Below are 15595 nucleotides of genomic sequence, written 5' to 3' on the forward strand. Positions count from 1 at the left end.
TCTCGGAGGTTGAAGAACAAGATCAGACCGTGTCCGAGAACACCTGCTCACGGGCCTGGTGCAGCGCCGACACCAAGGCACCGCGCAGCACGGGGTTCCCCCTGACCCGGGAGACCATGACCCTGGGCCGGCTCGGGCAGAACCGGGCCACCGCGTCCTGCACCCTGTCGGCGAGCGCGTCTCCCCCGGCCCTGCCGACGTCGCCGCTGAGCACGATCAATCCGGGGTCCAGGACCACCGCGACGGCGGCGACACCGATGGCCAGCCGCCCGGCCAGCTCGTCCAGAAACGCCTCGGCGCCCTGGGCGACCGCCGTACGGACATGCTCTCCCACGGAGTCGGCGTCGGGGTCGCCTCCGGAGGCTCTTGAGACCCCCGAGGCGAAACCGATGCCGTGGGCGCTCGCGAGCCCGGCCACGGCGTCACCGCCGACCAGGCGCTGGAACGAGCCCGACTGGGGCTCGCTCACGTCGGTGGGGAGCGGTTCGCCGGGGACAGGGAGCCAGCCGATCTCGCCCGCGCCGCCGGTGAAGCCGCGGTGCAGCCGTCCGCCCAGCATGACGCCGAGTCCCTGGCCGACCCCCGCCCAGACGAGCACGAAGTCGTCGACGCCCAGCGCCGCCCCGTACGCGCGTTCGGCCAGCGCGGCCAGGTTCACGTCGTTCTCTATCGTCACCGGCACCCCGAGGTCGCGGCGGAGCTCGGCGAGCACGCCGTTGTGCCAGGAGGGCAGGTCGAAGGAGAAGCGCACGTCACCGGTGCCGGGGTCGACGACGCCCCGGGTGCCGATCACGAAGGCGCGCAACCGGTCGGCGCCGATGCCCGCCGCCTCGCACGCCTGGCCGAGCGCGCTCCGCACGAGCCGTACCGGGTCGTCGTGCCCGCTGGGGTCCGCGGCGACCTCGGCGACGAGGGTGCCGGTGATGTCGGCGACCCCGGCGCTGATCCTGCCGGGCAGCACGTCGAGCCCGGCCACGTACGCGCAGGAGGGCACCACCCCGTAGAGGGCGGCGTTGGGCCCGCGTCCGCCCGCCTGCTCGCCGACCACCGCGACGAGGCCGCGATCCTGGAGTCTGGAGAGCAGCTGACCGGCGGTCACCTTGGAGAGCCCGGTGTATTCTCCCAGCTCGGCCCGGGTGAGAGGGCCGCTGGACAGTAGGAGTTCCAGCGCTGCGCGGTCGTTGAGCTGGCGCAGCAGCCGGGGGGTCCCCGGGCGTGTGGGCAAGGTCGTCCTCCCCGTCACGATCCGCTAACGATCGTTTCTTTTAAGAAAGTTTCTTGTTAGTTTAACCCTAGTCAGCCCGCAGGCAAGCGATCGGAGCCGCGGGTTGCGGTAAACCCGACAGCTCCCAGTGCGTGCAGAGGGTCACGGGGACCCCGGCCATAACAGATGAGCGCAAACCCCGGCGAAAGCCTGAAAGGGAGAACTCCAGTGAAGTTCGCGAGAATCGCCACCACGACGGCCACCACGGCCGCCCTCGCCCTGGGTCTCGCCGCGTGTGGCAGCAGCGAGCCTGCCGCTCCGGCCGCCGGCTCCGACGCGACGGCCCCCGCCGCGTCCGGCCCCAAGTTCGCAGGTCAGACGCTGACCGTCTGGCGCCTCGGCGCTCCGGACGAGAAGCAGGACAAGCTGATGGCCGACCTGAACGCCAAGTTCAAGGAGACCACCGGCGCAGACGTCAAGGTCCAGTGGGTCCCCTGGCCCGACGCGCAGGCCAAGTGGACCGCCGCCCTCGCCGGCGGCGAGGGCCCCGACGTCACCGAGTTCGGCAACGACCAGGTCGCCGCCTGGGTCGCGCAGGACGCGCTGACCGACATCACCGACGTCGTCAAGAGCGCGCCCGACTTCCAGCAGATCCCGCAGAACCTGTGGGGCTACGAGACGGTGGACGGCAAGATCTACGCCGCCCCGTGGGGTGGCGGCACCCGCGCCGTCCTCTACCGCAAGGACTGGTTCGAGGACCTGAAGATCGAGGTCCCCAAGACCTGGGAGGACCTCGTCGCGGCGGGCAAGAAGATCGTCGCGGAGAAGGGCAAGGACGTCGACGGCTTCGCCTTCAACGGCGGTTCCGACGCCAACATGTCGCTCTCCCCGTTCGTCTGGTCGGCCGGTGGCGACTTCGCCGCCTTCGAGGGCGGCAAGTGGGTCGGCAAGCTGACCGATCCCGGCTTCAAGGAGGGCTTCCAGTACTACACCGACCTGGTGACCAAGCACGGCGTCTCGCGCAAGTCCGCCCTCACCCAGAACTCGGTGGACATCGCGACCCGCTTCGCCAACAGCAAGGTCGGCATGTACGTGACCGGCGGCTGGGACATCACCACCATCAAGGAGCAGAGCGGCGGCAAGGTCGACGACTCGAAGATGGCCTTCTTCTCGCTCCCGGCCAAGGACGGCAGCGGCCCGGCCCCGGCCTTCCAGGGCGGCAACGACATCGCCATCTGGAAGGACACCAAGAACGCCGAGCTGTCCGCCGAGTACGTCAAGCTCGCCGCCGGCAAGGAGTTCGGCACCCGCTACGCCAAGGAGGGCGGCCTGCTGCCGCTCTACCCCGAGGCTCTGGCCGAGTACGCCGCCGACCCGGTGCAGGCGCCGTTCGCCGAGACCTTCAAGGTCGCCAAGGGCTTCCCGAACGACACCAACTGGGCCGAGGCGAACGACACCAAGGCGGTCCTGCAGAGCGCGGCCCGCTCGGTCATCGAGGGTAAGAAGGACGTCGACACCGCGCTGACCGACGCCAACAAGGAACTCGAAGAGATCCTGAACCAGTAACCATGGCGAACACCTCAACCATCGCCCGGGACGGGGGCTCCCCCTCCGTCCCGGCGCGGGGGCACCGAGGCACCACGCCCCCGCGCGGGTCCAGGGGTCTGCCCGCCTGGGCAGTCCCCTACGCGCTGCTCGTCCCCGGCCTGATCGTCATCGCCGGCCTGCTGCTCTACCCGCTGTACCAGATGGTCGTCATGTCCTTCCAGAACGTGGGACTGCGGCAGATCCGGGGGGTACCGGCCGAGTTCGTCGGCGTCGAGAACTACCAGAAGCTGGTCGAGTCCGAGCTGTTCTGGACGTCGCTCCGCAACACCGTCGTCTTCGCCGTCGTCACGGTGGCGTGCACCCTGATCCTCGGCACGCTGGTCGGCCTGCTCCTGCACAAGCTGGGCAAGAAGATGTCGACCTTCCTGATCGTCGGCATCATGGCCGCCTGGGCCACCCCGCAGATCGCCACCGCGATCATCTGGCGCTGGCTGTTCGACGCCGAATCCGGCGTGATCAACTGGGCGCTCAACGCGCTGCCCGACTGGTTCTCCTCCCTGCTGTTCGGCCGCTCCGACTGGACCGGCGAGCCGTGGCTCAACGACGCGTTCACCATCTACGTCGTACTGATCATCGCGGTGGTCTGGGCGTCGTTCCCGTTCATCGCGGTCTCGGTGCTGGCCGGGCTGAAGAGCATCTCCCAGGAGCTGTACGAGGCCGCCAGGGTGGACGGCGCCTCCGCGTGGCGGATCTTCTGGAGGATCACCTTCCCGCTGCTGAAGCCGGTCTTCGCGGTGCTGACGGTGCTCTCGGTGATCTGGGACTTCAAGGTCTTCACCCAGCTGTTCGTGCTCGCGGGCGGCACGTCCAACCGGGAGGCGTTCAACCTGTCGCTGTTCGCCTTCACCCAGGCCTTCAGCGCGCCGCCCAAGATGGGCATGGGCGCGGCGATCGCCGTGGTGCTGACGCTGATCCTGCTCGTCATCACCTTCTTCTACGTCCGCCAGATCGTGAAGACGGAGGACGTGCGATGACCACCTACGACACACGGGCATCCCGGCGACGGCGGCCCGCGTCCGGGACGCGGAGCGGTCCCAAGCGGCGCAGGACACTCGGCAAGATCGGCCTGAACACAACAGCCGTCCTGGTGTTCCTGTTCGCGGTGTTCCCCGTCTACTGGATGGTGAGCACGGCCTTCAAGAGCAGCGAGCAGATCTTCACGACGGACTTCATCCCGTTCCCCACCGATCCCACGCTCGAACACGTGAAGCGGGTCTTCACCGAGGGCGTCGCGGGCCACTCCATCTGGCGCTACCTGCTCAACAGTTCCATCGTCGCCATCGGCACCGTGCTCGTCGGCGCGGTGTTCGCCCTGCTGGCGGCGACCGCGGTGGCCCGCTTCCGCTTCCGCGGACGCACCTCGTTCCTCATCCTGCTGCTCATCGTGCAGATGGTCCCCGGCGAGGCGCTGCTCATCCCGCTGTTCCTGATGGTCAGGCGGGCCGGGCTGTACGACCAGCTCCTCGGCCTCGTCGTGGTGAACGTCGCCATGACGCTGCCGTTCGCCATCTGGATGCTGCGCACCTTCGTCGCGGCGGTGCCCAAGGAGTTGGAGGAGGCCGCCTGGATCGACGGCGCGAGCCGGTTCGCCACCTTCTGGAGGGTGTTGTTCCCGCTGGTGGCCCCCGGGCTGGTGGCGACCAGCATCTTCTCGTTCATCACCGCGTGGAACGAGTTCGTCTTCGCGCTGACGCTCATCGGCGACCAGAGCAACTTCACCATGCCCGTGGCGCTGCGCTACTTCGTCAGCCAGCGGTCGGTGGACTGGGGCGGCATCATGGCCGCCTCCACGCTGATGACCATCCCGGTCATCGTCTTCTTCCTCCTGGTGCAGCGGCGGATGGTCTCCGGGCTCGTCGCGGGCGCCGTCAAGGGCTGACCCCATCGGTGCCGGCACGGCACGCACCCACAAGGCGCGGACCGTGCCGGCCCTGCCCGTTTTCCTGTTGCTCACTTCCATGTCCGACACCCCCACATCTCAGGTAAGGAACACCTACCGCCATGTCTGAGCTCATCGCGGATCGCGGCGACCAGGGGCTGCGTCGTCTCGCCGCCGGCACGCTGCTCGCCGCGTTCCAGGGCACCGAGGCACCCGAGTGGGTCCTGCGGGAGCTGGAGAACGGTCTCGGCGGCGTCACGCTCTTCGGCTTCAACGTCGCCGACGCCGCCCAGCTGTCCGCTCTCACCTCCCGGCTGCGCGCGTCCGCCGATCCGGTCATATCGCTGGACGAGGAGGGGGGTGACGTCACCCGGCTCGCCTACCACGTCGGCAGCCCGTATCCCGGCAACGCCGCCCTCGGCGCGGTGGACGACGTCGAGCTCACCCGGCGGGTCTACCGGTCCATCGGCGACGAACTGGCCCGCTGCGGTATCAACCTGGACATGGCGCCGTCCGCGGACGTCAACACCGCCGCCGACAATCCGGTTATCGGTACCCGCTCGTTCGGGTCACAGGCCGCGCTCGTCGCCCGGCACACCGTCGCCGCGGTCCACGGCCTGCAGGCGGCCGGAGTGGCCGCCTGTGTCAAGCACTTTCCCGGCCACGGTGCGACCCGGCAGGACTCCCACCTGGAGGTCCCGCTCGTCGACGCCTCCGTGGAGTTGCTGCGCGAGCGCGAGCTCGCCCCCTTCCGCGCCGCGATCGAGGCCGGGACCAGATCCATCATGACCGCGCACGTACGCGTCCCCGCCGTCACCGGCGCGCTTCCCGCGACGCTCTCCCCCGCCGCCCTCACCGGCCTGCTTCGCGGCGAGATGGGCTACGAGGGCGTGATCATCACCGACGCCCTCGACATGGGGGCCGTCACCGCCGCCTACGGTCTCGCCGGGGGCTCGGTGCTCTCCCTCGCCGCCGGAGCCGACCTGCTCTGCCTCGGCCCGATCCCCACGGAGAGCGACGTCCGCCTCATCGTGGACGAGATCGTCGCGGCCGTCCACGACGAGCGGCTTCCCGTGGCCCGCCTGGAGGCGGCGGCCGAGCGGGTCGCCGCCCTGCGCGCCTGGTTCGGCACGCCACGCACCGGCGAGGCCGAGCGGGACGTGATCGGTCTCACCGCCGCCCGTCGCGCGGTCAGCCTCACCGGCTCCGCCCCGTCCCCGGTCGACCCGCTGGTGGTCGAGGTGGACACCCCGCCGACCATCGCGGTCGGCGACGTACCGTGGGGCTTCACGCCGCTGCTGCCGCAGGCGGAGGTGCTGCGGGTCAAGCCGGAGATGGCCGACGTGGCGGACATCCTGGAGCGCGCCTCGGGCCGCTCCCTGATCGTCGTCGTCAAGGACGCCCATCGCTACGAGGCCAGCCAGTCGGTGGTCTCCGCGTTGCTGGCCGCCCGCCCCGACGCCACGGTCGTCGAGATGGGTCTGCCGATCTGGCGTCCCGAGGGTGTCACCTACCTGGCCACCTACGGCGCCGCCCGCGCCAACGCCCAGGCCGCCGCCGAGCTCCTCGGCGTCTGACGACACCGGTCACCCTCGCCTGCGGGGGATCGCCCCTTCCCCCACGGACGGTTACGTCACCTTCCCGAGGTCCGGGACGAGCGGGCCGGTCGCGGGAGGCTTCTCCTCAAGCGTGGCATCGGCCGATTCTCCGGGCATGGAATCGGCCGATGCCACCAGACCCGCGACCTTCGCACGGGGGTGCTCGGAGACGGCGCGCAGCAGCACGCGCAGGTGACCCGCGATCGCGGACACATCGTCGTGGCCGATCGCGGTGGGGTTGAAGCGCAGGCCGAGGGTGAGGCTCGACCCGGCGTCCACGGCCTGGACGTGCAGCGCGCCGTGGGCGGTTCCGTTGAAGACGGTCCACTCCACACCCGCCCCGACACCGGGAAACTCAGGGACGGCCGTCCTTCTGCGGTAGCTGAGCAGCACCGGTGAGGAGGGCGGCTCGGGAGGCGCGTGCCGGAAGCGGTACATGGCCTGGAGCTCGGTCCGGACCGTACGCAGATAGCCGGGAAAACCCTCTTCGAGGCCGGGGTGCGGAACGAACGGCACCCTCGCCACGAAGGGCCCGACGCGGTCGCGCGTCTCGCGCGTGCGGGTGCCGAGATCGAGGGCGAGCGGTGACGCGGAGGTACCGTAGCGGCGCAGCAGCACGCCCACGGCCGCGAGCAGCAACTCGAACCTGGTGGCGCCGAGCTCTGTGGCGGCCTCGGTGAGGGCCCCGGACTCCGCGCCGCCGAGGACCATCTCGACGATCTCCCCGGGGCCGGTGCCGCGCGGGACGGCGCGCAGCCCGGGCAGGATCGGTTCCGCGGGCTCGCGGTCGCGCTCCTTCCAGAACTCCTCGGCTCCGCAGGGCGTCGCCGGAGACGCCTCGTGGTCCGCCCCCGAGCCGCCGTGCCGTCCCGTCCGCGTGGACGGGACGGCCTGCGCCGAGCCGTACGACGGCGAGACCGGCGAGGAGTGCGGCGTCGGCACCGGCAGGGTCGCCCGGGAGAAGTAGGCGTCGGCGAGGTCGCGGACCAGGACGTCCTTGGAGGCCGCGTCGAACACTCGTCCGTGCGCGGTGAAGAGCAGCCTGACGCGCTCGGGACCCACCGTGACCAGCGTGAACCGGGCGAACGGGCCGCGTTCCAGGTCGAAGGGGCGCGTGGCCTCCGCCGTGGCGAGCTCGTGGTAGCGCTCCGGGGTCGACTCCGCGCGGGTGACCCTGACGCGCCCGAGCACCGGATGCCTGCCGGCCACGTCGGCGCACGCCTCCGTCAGCGCGATGACGTCGACGGGGCCGTTCAGGTGGAGCGCCAGCGGAATTCCCCGCAGGTCGAAAGGACTGTGCGACATCCTGTCCGTCTCCCTCGGGGGTGGCTCACCTCGGGCAGGCGCCGGGGCCTCCTCGCCTCCGACGTGCGATCTCGACGCTTAATTATTAGGAAAGTTTCTTGTTTATTTAAACAACCAGAATGCTACACACGAGACACGCCTGAGACAAGCGACCTGCCACGAACCTGGTCAGGGCACGGTGACGACCGTCCGCGATGCCCGAAAGAGCGCACCGAACGGCGCGAGCCCCGAACCGGCCGGACTCATCGGCACGGGGGTCGCGGGCAGGCGATTCCAGCTCCGGGAGCCCGGACCTCGGAAACCTCCGGCCAAGGACTCCCGCTCCAGGAACCGTGCCCCAGGAACTCCCGGCCAAGGAATCACCGAGGACTCAAGGCCCGGCGACAGAACCTCGGGCCCTCAAGAAGTCAGAAGGATCAGGAGGATCAGGAGGTGAAGATCTCTTCCCTCGCCTGTTCCAGTGCGGCGATGACGGCCCCGCGCAACACCGGGTTGCCCTCCACCTCGCTCGCCACCACCTGCGGCCTGACCGGGCAGCTCCTCGCCACCGCCTCCTCGATCCTGGAGGTGAGCTCGTCGCCTCCGGCCCTGCTCACCTCACCCGCGAGCACCACGAGCCCGGGGTCGAGCACGACGCACACCGACGCCACCCCCAGCGCGAGCCGCCCGGCGATGTCGTTGATCAAGGGCTCCCCCCGCTCCCCCGCCGCGACCGCCGCCGCGACGCACTCGGCGGCACTCTCCCCCTCGAAGCCGTACGTCGCGGCGAGCTCGGCGACCGCCTCGGCGCTGACCAGGGACTGCAGGCCCCCGGCGAGCGACGGCAACCTGCCCGGCACGGCCCGCACGTCCTCGGCCAGCGGCACCCCGGGCACCGGCAGGTAGCCGATCTCGCCCGCGCTGCCGGAGCGGCCCCGATGCAGCCGGCCTCCGAGCACGACACCGAGACCGATGCCGCGCCCCACCCACAGGAGCACGAAGTCGTCGACCTCGCGGGCGGCACCGAGGGTGCGCTCGGCGATGGCGACGAGGTTCACGTCGTTCTCTATCCTGACGTCGCGGCGCAGGTCACGGGCGAGCGCCTCGTGGATGCCCTCGTGCCAGCCCGGCAGGTCGAAGGAGAACCGCACGTCCCCGGTGCGGGGGTCGACCACGCCGGGGGTGCCGATGACGACCGAGCGCAGCTTGGAGAGCGCGACCTTGGCCGACCGGCACGCCTTGACCACCGCGCTGTGCACGAGGGCCACCGGATCGTCGTGTCCTTTCGGTGCCACCTGCACCTCGGCGATGATCTCCCCGTGGATATCGGCGATGGCGGTCGTGACGAATTCCGGGCCGACGTCCAGACCCGCCACATAGGCCGAGGAGGAAATAATCCCATAAAGGGCGGCATTGGGCCCCCGGCCTCCCGCCTGCTCCCCCGCCACCTCGACCAGCCCGCGCCCTTCCAGGCGGGCGAGTGTCTGCGACGCCGTCACCTTGGAAAGGCCCGTGAGCTCGCCGATCTGCCCCCGCGTCAGCGGTCCGGAAGCGAGCAGCAACTCCAGGGCGGCCCTGTCGTTGATCTCCCTCAGTAGCCTGGGCACGCCAGGACGTCGCTCCATACGCATGCTCTCTTGCTCGCCGCTTCCTCTTTTGCTCGTCGCTTCCCCGTCGCGATTACTTTCAATCAAGAATAAGAACTCTATTCTTAATAAGGCTTCCTGACAGTTTAGCCCCGCCCTCACCCCGCGAGGGCTGCGGAGGACACGCCGGCGCCGCCTCTCCCGCTCGTCGCCGTTTCACCGCACGTCTCCAGCACCCGCCGCCGCGACGCCCGTAGGGCGAGGGGCCGCGGCGCCCGCCCGGTGCGTGGAACGCTCCCAGAAGCGGCAGAGATTCTTTCCGGCAAGCCCTCACGGCAGGGGTGGGGCAGACTTCGACACGGACACCATCGCCACGATCCGGTCCGGAGCCGGGGCGGAGGTGTCCAAGCTTCCGACATTACGAATATATCGGGAATTTCGCCTATCTGGCACGATCGGGAACGGATCACACCGCCCCCTACCGAGTGAGCGGCGGCGCGGTGGTACCACCGGGCCCACGAGAGCGCCCAAAGGCGTCTCATCCTCGTGGCACACACTCCCGACACACCTCTGAGCTGCGACATCACTTCCGAAAACCCGAGGAGATCCCCACCGGCCGCCTCGCTCCGCCGCCGGACCGTACCCCCGCGGCGGCACCTCACCACCGTGTCACGCACCCGCCGGGACACACCGGCGCGTCGCTCTACGTGCCCGTTGTCACCGAGAGCGACGGGGGTGATTTCACCTCCTTCGGCCCCTCGCGCGTAAGGAACCAATAGCAGGCGGGATAATCGGCTACATGCGCCTATCCGCTCGTGTCGACTATGCCCTCCGTGCCGCCGCCGAACTCGCCGCCGCGGGTGACGGCCCTACCACGGTGGGTGAGCTGGCCAAAGAGCAGGACATGCCTCCCAAGTATCTTGAGAACATCCTGCTTCAAATGCGCCGCGCCGGACTGGTTCGCGGCCAGCGCGGCCCGGAGGGAGGCTACGTGCTGGCCCGCCCCCCCGCCGAGATCAGCCTCGCCGATGTGATCCGCGCCGTTGACGGCCCGCTCGCCAATGTCAGGGGGGAGCGGCCCGAGCACGTCGGATACCGAGGTCCCGCCGAATCACTGCAGCAGGTCTGGATCGCGCTGCGCGCCAGCGAACGGGCGATCCTGGAGGAGGTCACCCTGGAGAACGTGGCCACCGGAGCCCTCCCCGAGCGGGTCCGCAGCCTGTCCGCGGACCCCGCGGCCTGGGACTGACCGTGCCGGGGTGGCCGCCCACAGGGTTCCGGCCGGCCGAGTCCTTCCGGAACCGGCCTCCCGTCCGAGACCGGCTCATCTCAGGAGACCTCGTCTCACCCGACCGCCCCGCCACCCGAGACAGGTCCGGCTCGCGGGATCCATCCGTCTCACTCGACCGGCTCACCGCACGGGAGCGGCCCACGTCTCGGGGCGGGCGCCGTGCCCGAGGGTGACGTCGTCCACCGCTCCGCACTGCGGCTCGGCCGGGCGCTCGACGGACGGATGCTCACCCGCTCGGACTTCCGCGTGCCCCGCCACTCCACCGCCGACCTGACCGGACGCGCGGTGCTGGAGACCGTATCGCGCGGCAAGCATCTGCTCACCAGGGTCGAGGGCGGGCTCACCGTCCACACCCACCTGCGGATGGAGGGCCACTGGCAGATCTCACCCGCGGGACGTGGGCTGCCCGGCGGCGATGTCGTCCGCCTGGTGCTCGCCAACGCGACATGGCAGGCGGCGGGGATACGGCTGGGCATGGTCGATCTGGTGGCGACCGAGCGGGAGGAACTGCTCGTCGGGCACCTCGGACCCGATCTGCTCGGGGAGGACTGGGACGAGACCGAAGCCGTACGGCGGCTGGCACGGCGGCCTGAAACGAGCATCGGGATCGCGCTGCTCGATCAGCGCAACCTGGCGGGAATCGGCACCATCTATCGCGCCGAGACGCTTTTTCTCGCCGGAGTGTCGCCGTGGCGACCCGTAGGGGCCATTGAGGATCTGGGGGCGATCGTGTCGATCGCACGGCGGCTGCTGGACGCCAACAAGGAACGCCCGAGTAGAACGACGACGGGCGACCTCCGTCCGGGACGGAGCACCTGGGTCTACGGCAGGGCCGGGCGGCCTTGCCTGCGCTGCGGGCGTCGGATCAGTCGTGGGGAGATGGGCGAACAGCCGCAGGAACGGCTGATCGTCTGGTGCCGTCACTGCCAGCCGGAAGAACCGACCGGCTAGGCGGCGACCATGTCGTTGACCTCGGGGAACACGGAATCAGGCACGGTTTCGGGAATCGGCAGACGCTCCCGTTCGGGAACATCGTTGGCCAGGACCGGAGCATGCTGCAGCTCGGCCAGGGCAAATTGATCGGAAACCTCACGGAGAACCTGTGAAAGCGGCACGCCCAAGGCACCGCAGATCGACGCGAGCAGCTCCGAAGAGGCCTCCTTCTGGCCGCGCTCCACCTCGGACAGATATCCGAGAGAAACCCGAGCCAATGTGGACACCTCACGAAGGGTGCGACTCTGGCGCACCCTAAGCCGCCGCAGCACGTCACCGAGCAGCTGACGCAGCAGGACCATCTGTCGCTCCCTCCCCGGCGCGGGCGTCTTCACGACACTCCGCGCTATCGGTTCGTGCCGCCCGTTCTTCGAACGCGACCCTTGGTACATACTCCTCGCCGTCATCATCGCTTGACCTTTACCTCACTCACAGTTCCACCGTACCTGTATCCACCGACAACGCGGCAGACCATGTGGAGCATGTTCGCTGGGGACGTAACGCGGTAATCATCCCGAATGTTCCCTCACGTTCGCCTCCAGCACACCTCGGAGGAGGTCTACGGCCTCATTCACGGTCGCCTCCCGGATCTGATCGCGCGTCCCGGAGAGCCGCGGATCCCGGTGCCATACCCGCCCTCCCGGACCGCTAACAGCGAGATGCACAGTGCCGACCGGTTTACCATCCTGCGGCTCAGGGCCGGCCACCCCGGTGACCGCCAGACCGTATGTGGAACCGACGAGGAGGCGTACCCCTTCGGCCATGGCGGCGGCGACCCCTGGGTGCACCGCCCCCTCACGGGCGAGCAGGTCCGCCGGAACGTTCAGCAGCCGGTGCTTGAGTTCGGTGGCGTAGGAGACGACCCCGCCCAAAAAGGCCGCCGAAGCCCCGGGAGGGCCGGTGAGGGCCGCGCAGATCAACCCGGCGGTCAGCGACTCGGCCACCGCCACCGTTTCGCCCCTGCGGACGAGAAGGGAGAGGATCTCGGCGGTCACGGGCGGGCGTCGGCTCATCCGGCCCACCTCACAGACTCGGCGCCCGTCCTCATCTGGCCCGCGCCCGCTTCGCGACCTGCCGCAGCTTGATCGCCCGGATCACGTAGTCGAGGCCGGTGACGACGGTGACGAGGGCCGCCGCGCCCATCACGACCCAGCGGATCAGGTCGGGCACGCCCGGCCAGATGTAGGAGACGATCGCGGCGATCTGCAGGACGGTCTTCACCTTCCCGCCGTAACTGGCCGGGATGACACCGTGCCGGATGACCGCGAACCTCAGCGTGGTGACACCCAGCTCCCTGCCCAGGATCACGGCGGTGACCCACCAGGGCAGCTCTTCCAGGATGGAGAGACTGACCAGGGCGGCGCCGATGAGGGCCTTGTCGGCGATCGGGTCGGCGATCTTCCCGAAGTCGGTGATCAGGCCGTAACGGCGGGCCAGTTCGCCGTCGAGCAGGTCGGTGAGCGAGGCCACCAGAAAGACCACCAGCGCCGCGGCCCGCCAGCCGGTTCCGGGGAGGAAGAGGCAGGCCGCGAAGAACGGAACCATCGCCAGCCGTATCACCGTCACGACGTTGGCGATGTTCCAGGCGCTCACCTTGGGGCGCGCGGATGCCGCTGTCGAGTCGGTGCCGGTCTCTGGCGTGTTGGTCATACGCTCTCCCGGCCCGGCGGCGCACTCATGGGGCCGCCTTGATGCGGGCGATCAGGTCGACCCCCTCCGAGTCGACCACGACGGCCCGGACGATCTGGCCCGGCACCAGCCCGATGCCCTGGACCGTCACGGATCCGTCCACCTCGGGCCCCTGGTGAGCGGCGCGGCCCTCGTAGCCGCCGTCGCCCAGGTCCTCCTCGATCAGGACGTCGACCTCGGTCCCGATCCGCTCCTCGGCCCGCTGAGCCATGAGCTCCTCGGCCAGTTCGGTGAGGGCGGACACCCGGGCGTCGACGATCTCCTGGTCGAGCTTGCCGGGGAGCGAGGCCGCCTCGGTGCCGTCCTCGTCGGAGTAGCCGAAGACGCCGATGACGTCGAGCCTGGCCTCCTCCAGGAAGCCCACCAGCTCCCCGAACTCCTCCTCGGTCTCGCCGGGGAAACCCACGATGAAGTTGGAGCGCACACCCGCCTCGGGCGCGTGGGCACGAATCGACTCCAGGAGGTCCAGGAAACGCCGGGGGTCACCGAAGCGGCGCATCCGGCGCAGCACCGGGCCACTCGCGTGCTGGAAGGACAGGTCGAAGTAGGGGGCCACCCCCTCGGTCGAGGCGATGATCTCCAGCAGTCCCGGGCGGAGCTCGGCGGGCTGCAGATAGCTGACGCGCACCCGCTCGACGCCCTCGGTCGCGGCGATGGAGGGCAGGAGCTTCTCCAGCGCCCTCAGATCGCCCAGATCCTTGCCGTAGGAGGTGGAGTTCTCGCTGACCAGCACCAGCTCCTTCACGCCCTGCTCGGCCAGCCAGGCGGCCTCGCCGAGGAGCTCCTCGGCACCGCGCGAGACGTAGGCTCCGCGGAAGGCGGGGATGGCGCAGAACGTACAGCGCCGGTCGCAGCCGGAGGCGAGTTTCAGTGACGCCACCGGGCCGTCACCCAGGCGCTTGCGGAGCGGCCGGGGGCCGCTCGCGGGGGCCAGGCCCTCGGGCAGCTCGCCGTGGCCCGGAATACCGGTCCTGGGAGCCGCGGCGCGTTCCACCGGGGAGATGGGCAGCAGGGTCCTGCGGTCGCGGGGACTGTGCGGGACGAGCGGCCTGCCCTCCAGCACATCGTCGAGACGCGTGCCGATGTCGGTGTAGTCGTCGAAGGAGATGACGGCCGCGGCCTCGGGCAGCGCGTCGGCGAGCTGGTCGCCGTATCGCTCCGCCATGCAGCCCGCGGCGACCACCTTGGCCCCGGAGTCGGCCGCGGCGAGCAGCGTGTCGATGGAGTCCTTTTTCGCCGAGTCGATGAAGCCGCACGTGTTGACGACGACGACGTCGGGATCGTCGTCGCCCAGCTGCCAACCGGCAGCCTCAAGGCGAGCGGCGAGTTCCTCGGAGTCGACCTCGTTGCGTGCGCAACCAAGCGTGATCAGCGATGCGGTTCGGCGGGATGACATGGTGAACACTACGGTATCGGGAGTTGGCCACTACCCGATGCACCTCCCCCCATTGAGGCCCCCATTGAGGCCCCCATCGAGGCCCCCATCGAGGCCCCGCCCAGCCCTCCGTGCAGGCACCGCCCCACCCCGGGCACGCCGCCGTCGCGGGCGGTCCCGGGGCTCCGCGGGCCTTCCCGGACGCGCGGCGCGTGAGGCGTTCCCCATGGCCTGACCTAGCGCTTCTTGGCCGCGGGAGCCTCGTAGGAGCGGTTGACGACCTGTCCTCGGCGGCCGGGGGCGCCCACGTCCTTGCCGTTCACCTTCAGCGAGACGGCTCCTCCGTCACCGAAAGTGACCCTCATGCCGACCTTCGCCTTCCAGGTCGAGGTCTTGCCCGCCGCGAGCGTCCCCGAGAAGATCCTCCGGCCGCCCGCGTCCTGCACGTCGAGCCAGGAGGTGCGCTTCGCCTTGACCTGGAGGACGACCATGTCGCGCCGCTTCCCCTCGGCCAGCGACGCCGCCCGGCGCGGTGAGTCGTGACCCGAGCCCGCCGAGGGCGGCGGCACGGCGGGCACCGGCATGGGACGGAGATCCGCCACGGGAGTGTCTCCCCCGCCCATGGTCCGCACCACACCGAAGATGACCACGATGCCCAGCGCCACTGCCATCGCCGTCGTCCAGTTGGGCGAGCGGCGCTCACGGATCTTCAGGGGCATGTCGGCCTGGAAGACGCTGGAGGCCCGCACCGGCAGCGGCACGCCCCCGTGCTGCTCGTCGTAGCGGTGCACCAGCGTCTCGGGATCGAGATCGACGACCTTGGCGATGTTTCTTATATGGCCTCGCGCGTAGAAATCTCCCCCGCATTGCGAGAAGTCGTTCCTCTCGATCGCCTGGATGAGAACCTCGCGAATGCGTGTCCGCGCGCTCAACTGCCCGACGGTCATCCCCATCGACCGCCTGGCATCCGCCAGATCGCTTCCAATGCCCATGGCGCACGCCTCCCAGCCCCCGACGTTGCGTAGCGATACCTATTCAATCAGTAACCGGGCGGAAGGTGTGCGGCGGGGGTGCCGTTCCCGTAAGGT

At 69.8% G+C, this 15595-nt stretch carries 14 protein-coding genes; 6 read left to right on the top strand and 8 right to left on the bottom strand.

Translation table 11 applies throughout. From position 1 onward, the window contains the following. Positions 1 to 22: 22 nt before the first annotated feature. The gene (locus AB0B90_RS04580; protein WP_350944668.1) at positions 23 to 1225 is read right to left on the bottom strand and encodes an ROK family transcriptional regulator; all 1203 of its coding nucleotides are present in this window, start codon (positions 1223 to 1225) and stop codon (positions 23 to 25) included. 207 nt (positions 1226 to 1432) lie between these two features. Between AB0B90_RS04580 and AB0B90_RS04585 the strand changes: the two genes are divergently transcribed. The 4 genes from AB0B90_RS04585 to AB0B90_RS04600 all read left to right on the top strand — a co-directional run bounded on the left by AB0B90_RS04585 (position 1433) and on the right by AB0B90_RS04600 (position 6268). Then, complete coding sequence (locus AB0B90_RS04585; RefSeq protein ID WP_350944669.1) at positions 1433 to 2770, top strand: extracellular solute-binding protein; 1338 nt, start codon at positions 1433 to 1435, stop codon at positions 2768 to 2770. Between the two features lie 2 nt (positions 2771 to 2772). Next, positions 2773 to 3786, top strand: a complete 1014-nt coding sequence (locus AB0B90_RS04590) for a sugar ABC transporter permease (protein WP_350944670.1) — start codon at positions 2773 to 2775, stop codon at positions 3784 to 3786. Next, the gene (locus AB0B90_RS04595; protein WP_362898549.1) at positions 3783 to 4691 is read left to right on the top strand and encodes a carbohydrate ABC transporter permease; all 909 of its coding nucleotides are present in this window, start codon (positions 3783 to 3785) and stop codon (positions 4689 to 4691) included. The genes AB0B90_RS04590 and AB0B90_RS04595 overlap by 4 nt, the downstream gene beginning before the upstream one ends. A gap of 122 nt (positions 4692 to 4813) precedes the next feature. Continuing rightward, entirely contained in the window at positions 4814 to 6268 is a 1455-nt protein-coding gene (locus tag AB0B90_RS04600; RefSeq protein ID WP_350944673.1) for a glycoside hydrolase family 3 protein, read from the top strand. Positions 6269 to 6319: 51 nt separating this feature from the next. Here the strand turns inward: AB0B90_RS04600 and AB0B90_RS04605 are convergent, their stop codons facing one another. Together AB0B90_RS04605 and AB0B90_RS04610 are read right to left on the bottom strand one after the other, a co-directional pair. Further along, the gene (locus AB0B90_RS04605) at positions 6320 to 7594 is read right to left on the bottom strand and encodes a condensation domain-containing protein (protein ID WP_362920799.1); all 1275 of its coding nucleotides are present in this window, start codon (positions 7592 to 7594) and stop codon (positions 6320 to 6322) included. 425 nt (positions 7595 to 8019) lie between these two features. Further along, on the bottom strand, positions 8020 to 9198 hold the full coding sequence (locus AB0B90_RS04610) for an ROK family transcriptional regulator (RefSeq protein ID WP_350944675.1): 1179 nt from the start codon (positions 9196 to 9198) through the stop codon (positions 8020 to 8022). A gap of 760 nt (positions 9199 to 9958) precedes the next feature. Between AB0B90_RS04610 and AB0B90_RS04615 the strand changes: the two genes are divergently transcribed. Together AB0B90_RS04615 and AB0B90_RS04620 are read left to right on the top strand one after the other, a co-directional pair. After that, the gene (locus AB0B90_RS04615) at positions 9959 to 10408 is read left to right on the top strand and encodes an Rrf2 family transcriptional regulator (RefSeq protein ID WP_326637143.1); all 450 of its coding nucleotides are present in this window, start codon (positions 9959 to 9961) and stop codon (positions 10406 to 10408) included. Positions 10409 to 10609: 201 nt separating this feature from the next. After that, positions 10610 to 11401, top strand: a complete 792-nt coding sequence (locus AB0B90_RS04620) for a DNA-formamidopyrimidine glycosylase family protein (protein WP_350944676.1) — start codon at positions 10610 to 10612, stop codon at positions 11399 to 11401. Here the strand turns inward: AB0B90_RS04620 and AB0B90_RS04625 are convergent. The 5 genes from AB0B90_RS04625 to AB0B90_RS04645 all read right to left on the bottom strand — a co-directional run bounded on the left by AB0B90_RS04625 (position 11398) and on the right by AB0B90_RS04645 (position 15499). Further along, a complete protein-coding gene (locus AB0B90_RS04625; RefSeq protein WP_350944677.1) occupies positions 11398 to 11745 on the bottom strand; it encodes a helix-turn-helix transcriptional regulator in 348 nt (115 codons plus the stop codon). The genes AB0B90_RS04620 and AB0B90_RS04625 overlap by 4 nt on opposite strands. A 207-nt stretch (positions 11746 to 11952) precedes the next feature. Then, complete coding sequence (locus tag AB0B90_RS04630) at positions 11953 to 12456, bottom strand: nicotinamide-nucleotide amidohydrolase family protein (protein WP_362898557.1); 504 nt, start codon at positions 12454 to 12456, stop codon at positions 11953 to 11955. A gap of 31 nt (positions 12457 to 12487) precedes the next feature. Continuing rightward, a complete protein-coding gene (gene pgsA / locus AB0B90_RS04635; protein ID WP_350944681.1) occupies positions 12488 to 13093 on the bottom strand; it encodes a CDP-diacylglycerol--glycerol-3-phosphate 3-phosphatidyltransferase in 606 nt (201 codons plus the stop codon). 25 nt (positions 13094 to 13118) lie between these two features. Beyond that, the gene (gene rimO / locus AB0B90_RS04640) at positions 13119 to 14528 is read right to left on the bottom strand and encodes a 30S ribosomal protein S12 methylthiotransferase RimO (protein WP_350944682.1); all 1410 of its coding nucleotides are present in this window, start codon (positions 14526 to 14528) and stop codon (positions 13119 to 13121) included. Positions 14529 to 14743: 215 nt separating this feature from the next. Further along, entirely contained in the window at positions 14744 to 15499 is a 756-nt protein-coding gene (locus AB0B90_RS04645) for a RodZ domain-containing protein (RefSeq protein ID WP_350944684.1), read from the bottom strand. Between the last annotated feature and the right edge of the window lie 96 nt (positions 15500 to 15595).

The organism is Streptosporangium sp. NPDC049078, assembly GCF_040648855.1.
Classification (GTDB): domain Bacteria; phylum Actinomycetota; class Actinomycetes; order Streptosporangiales; family Streptosporangiaceae; genus Streptosporangium.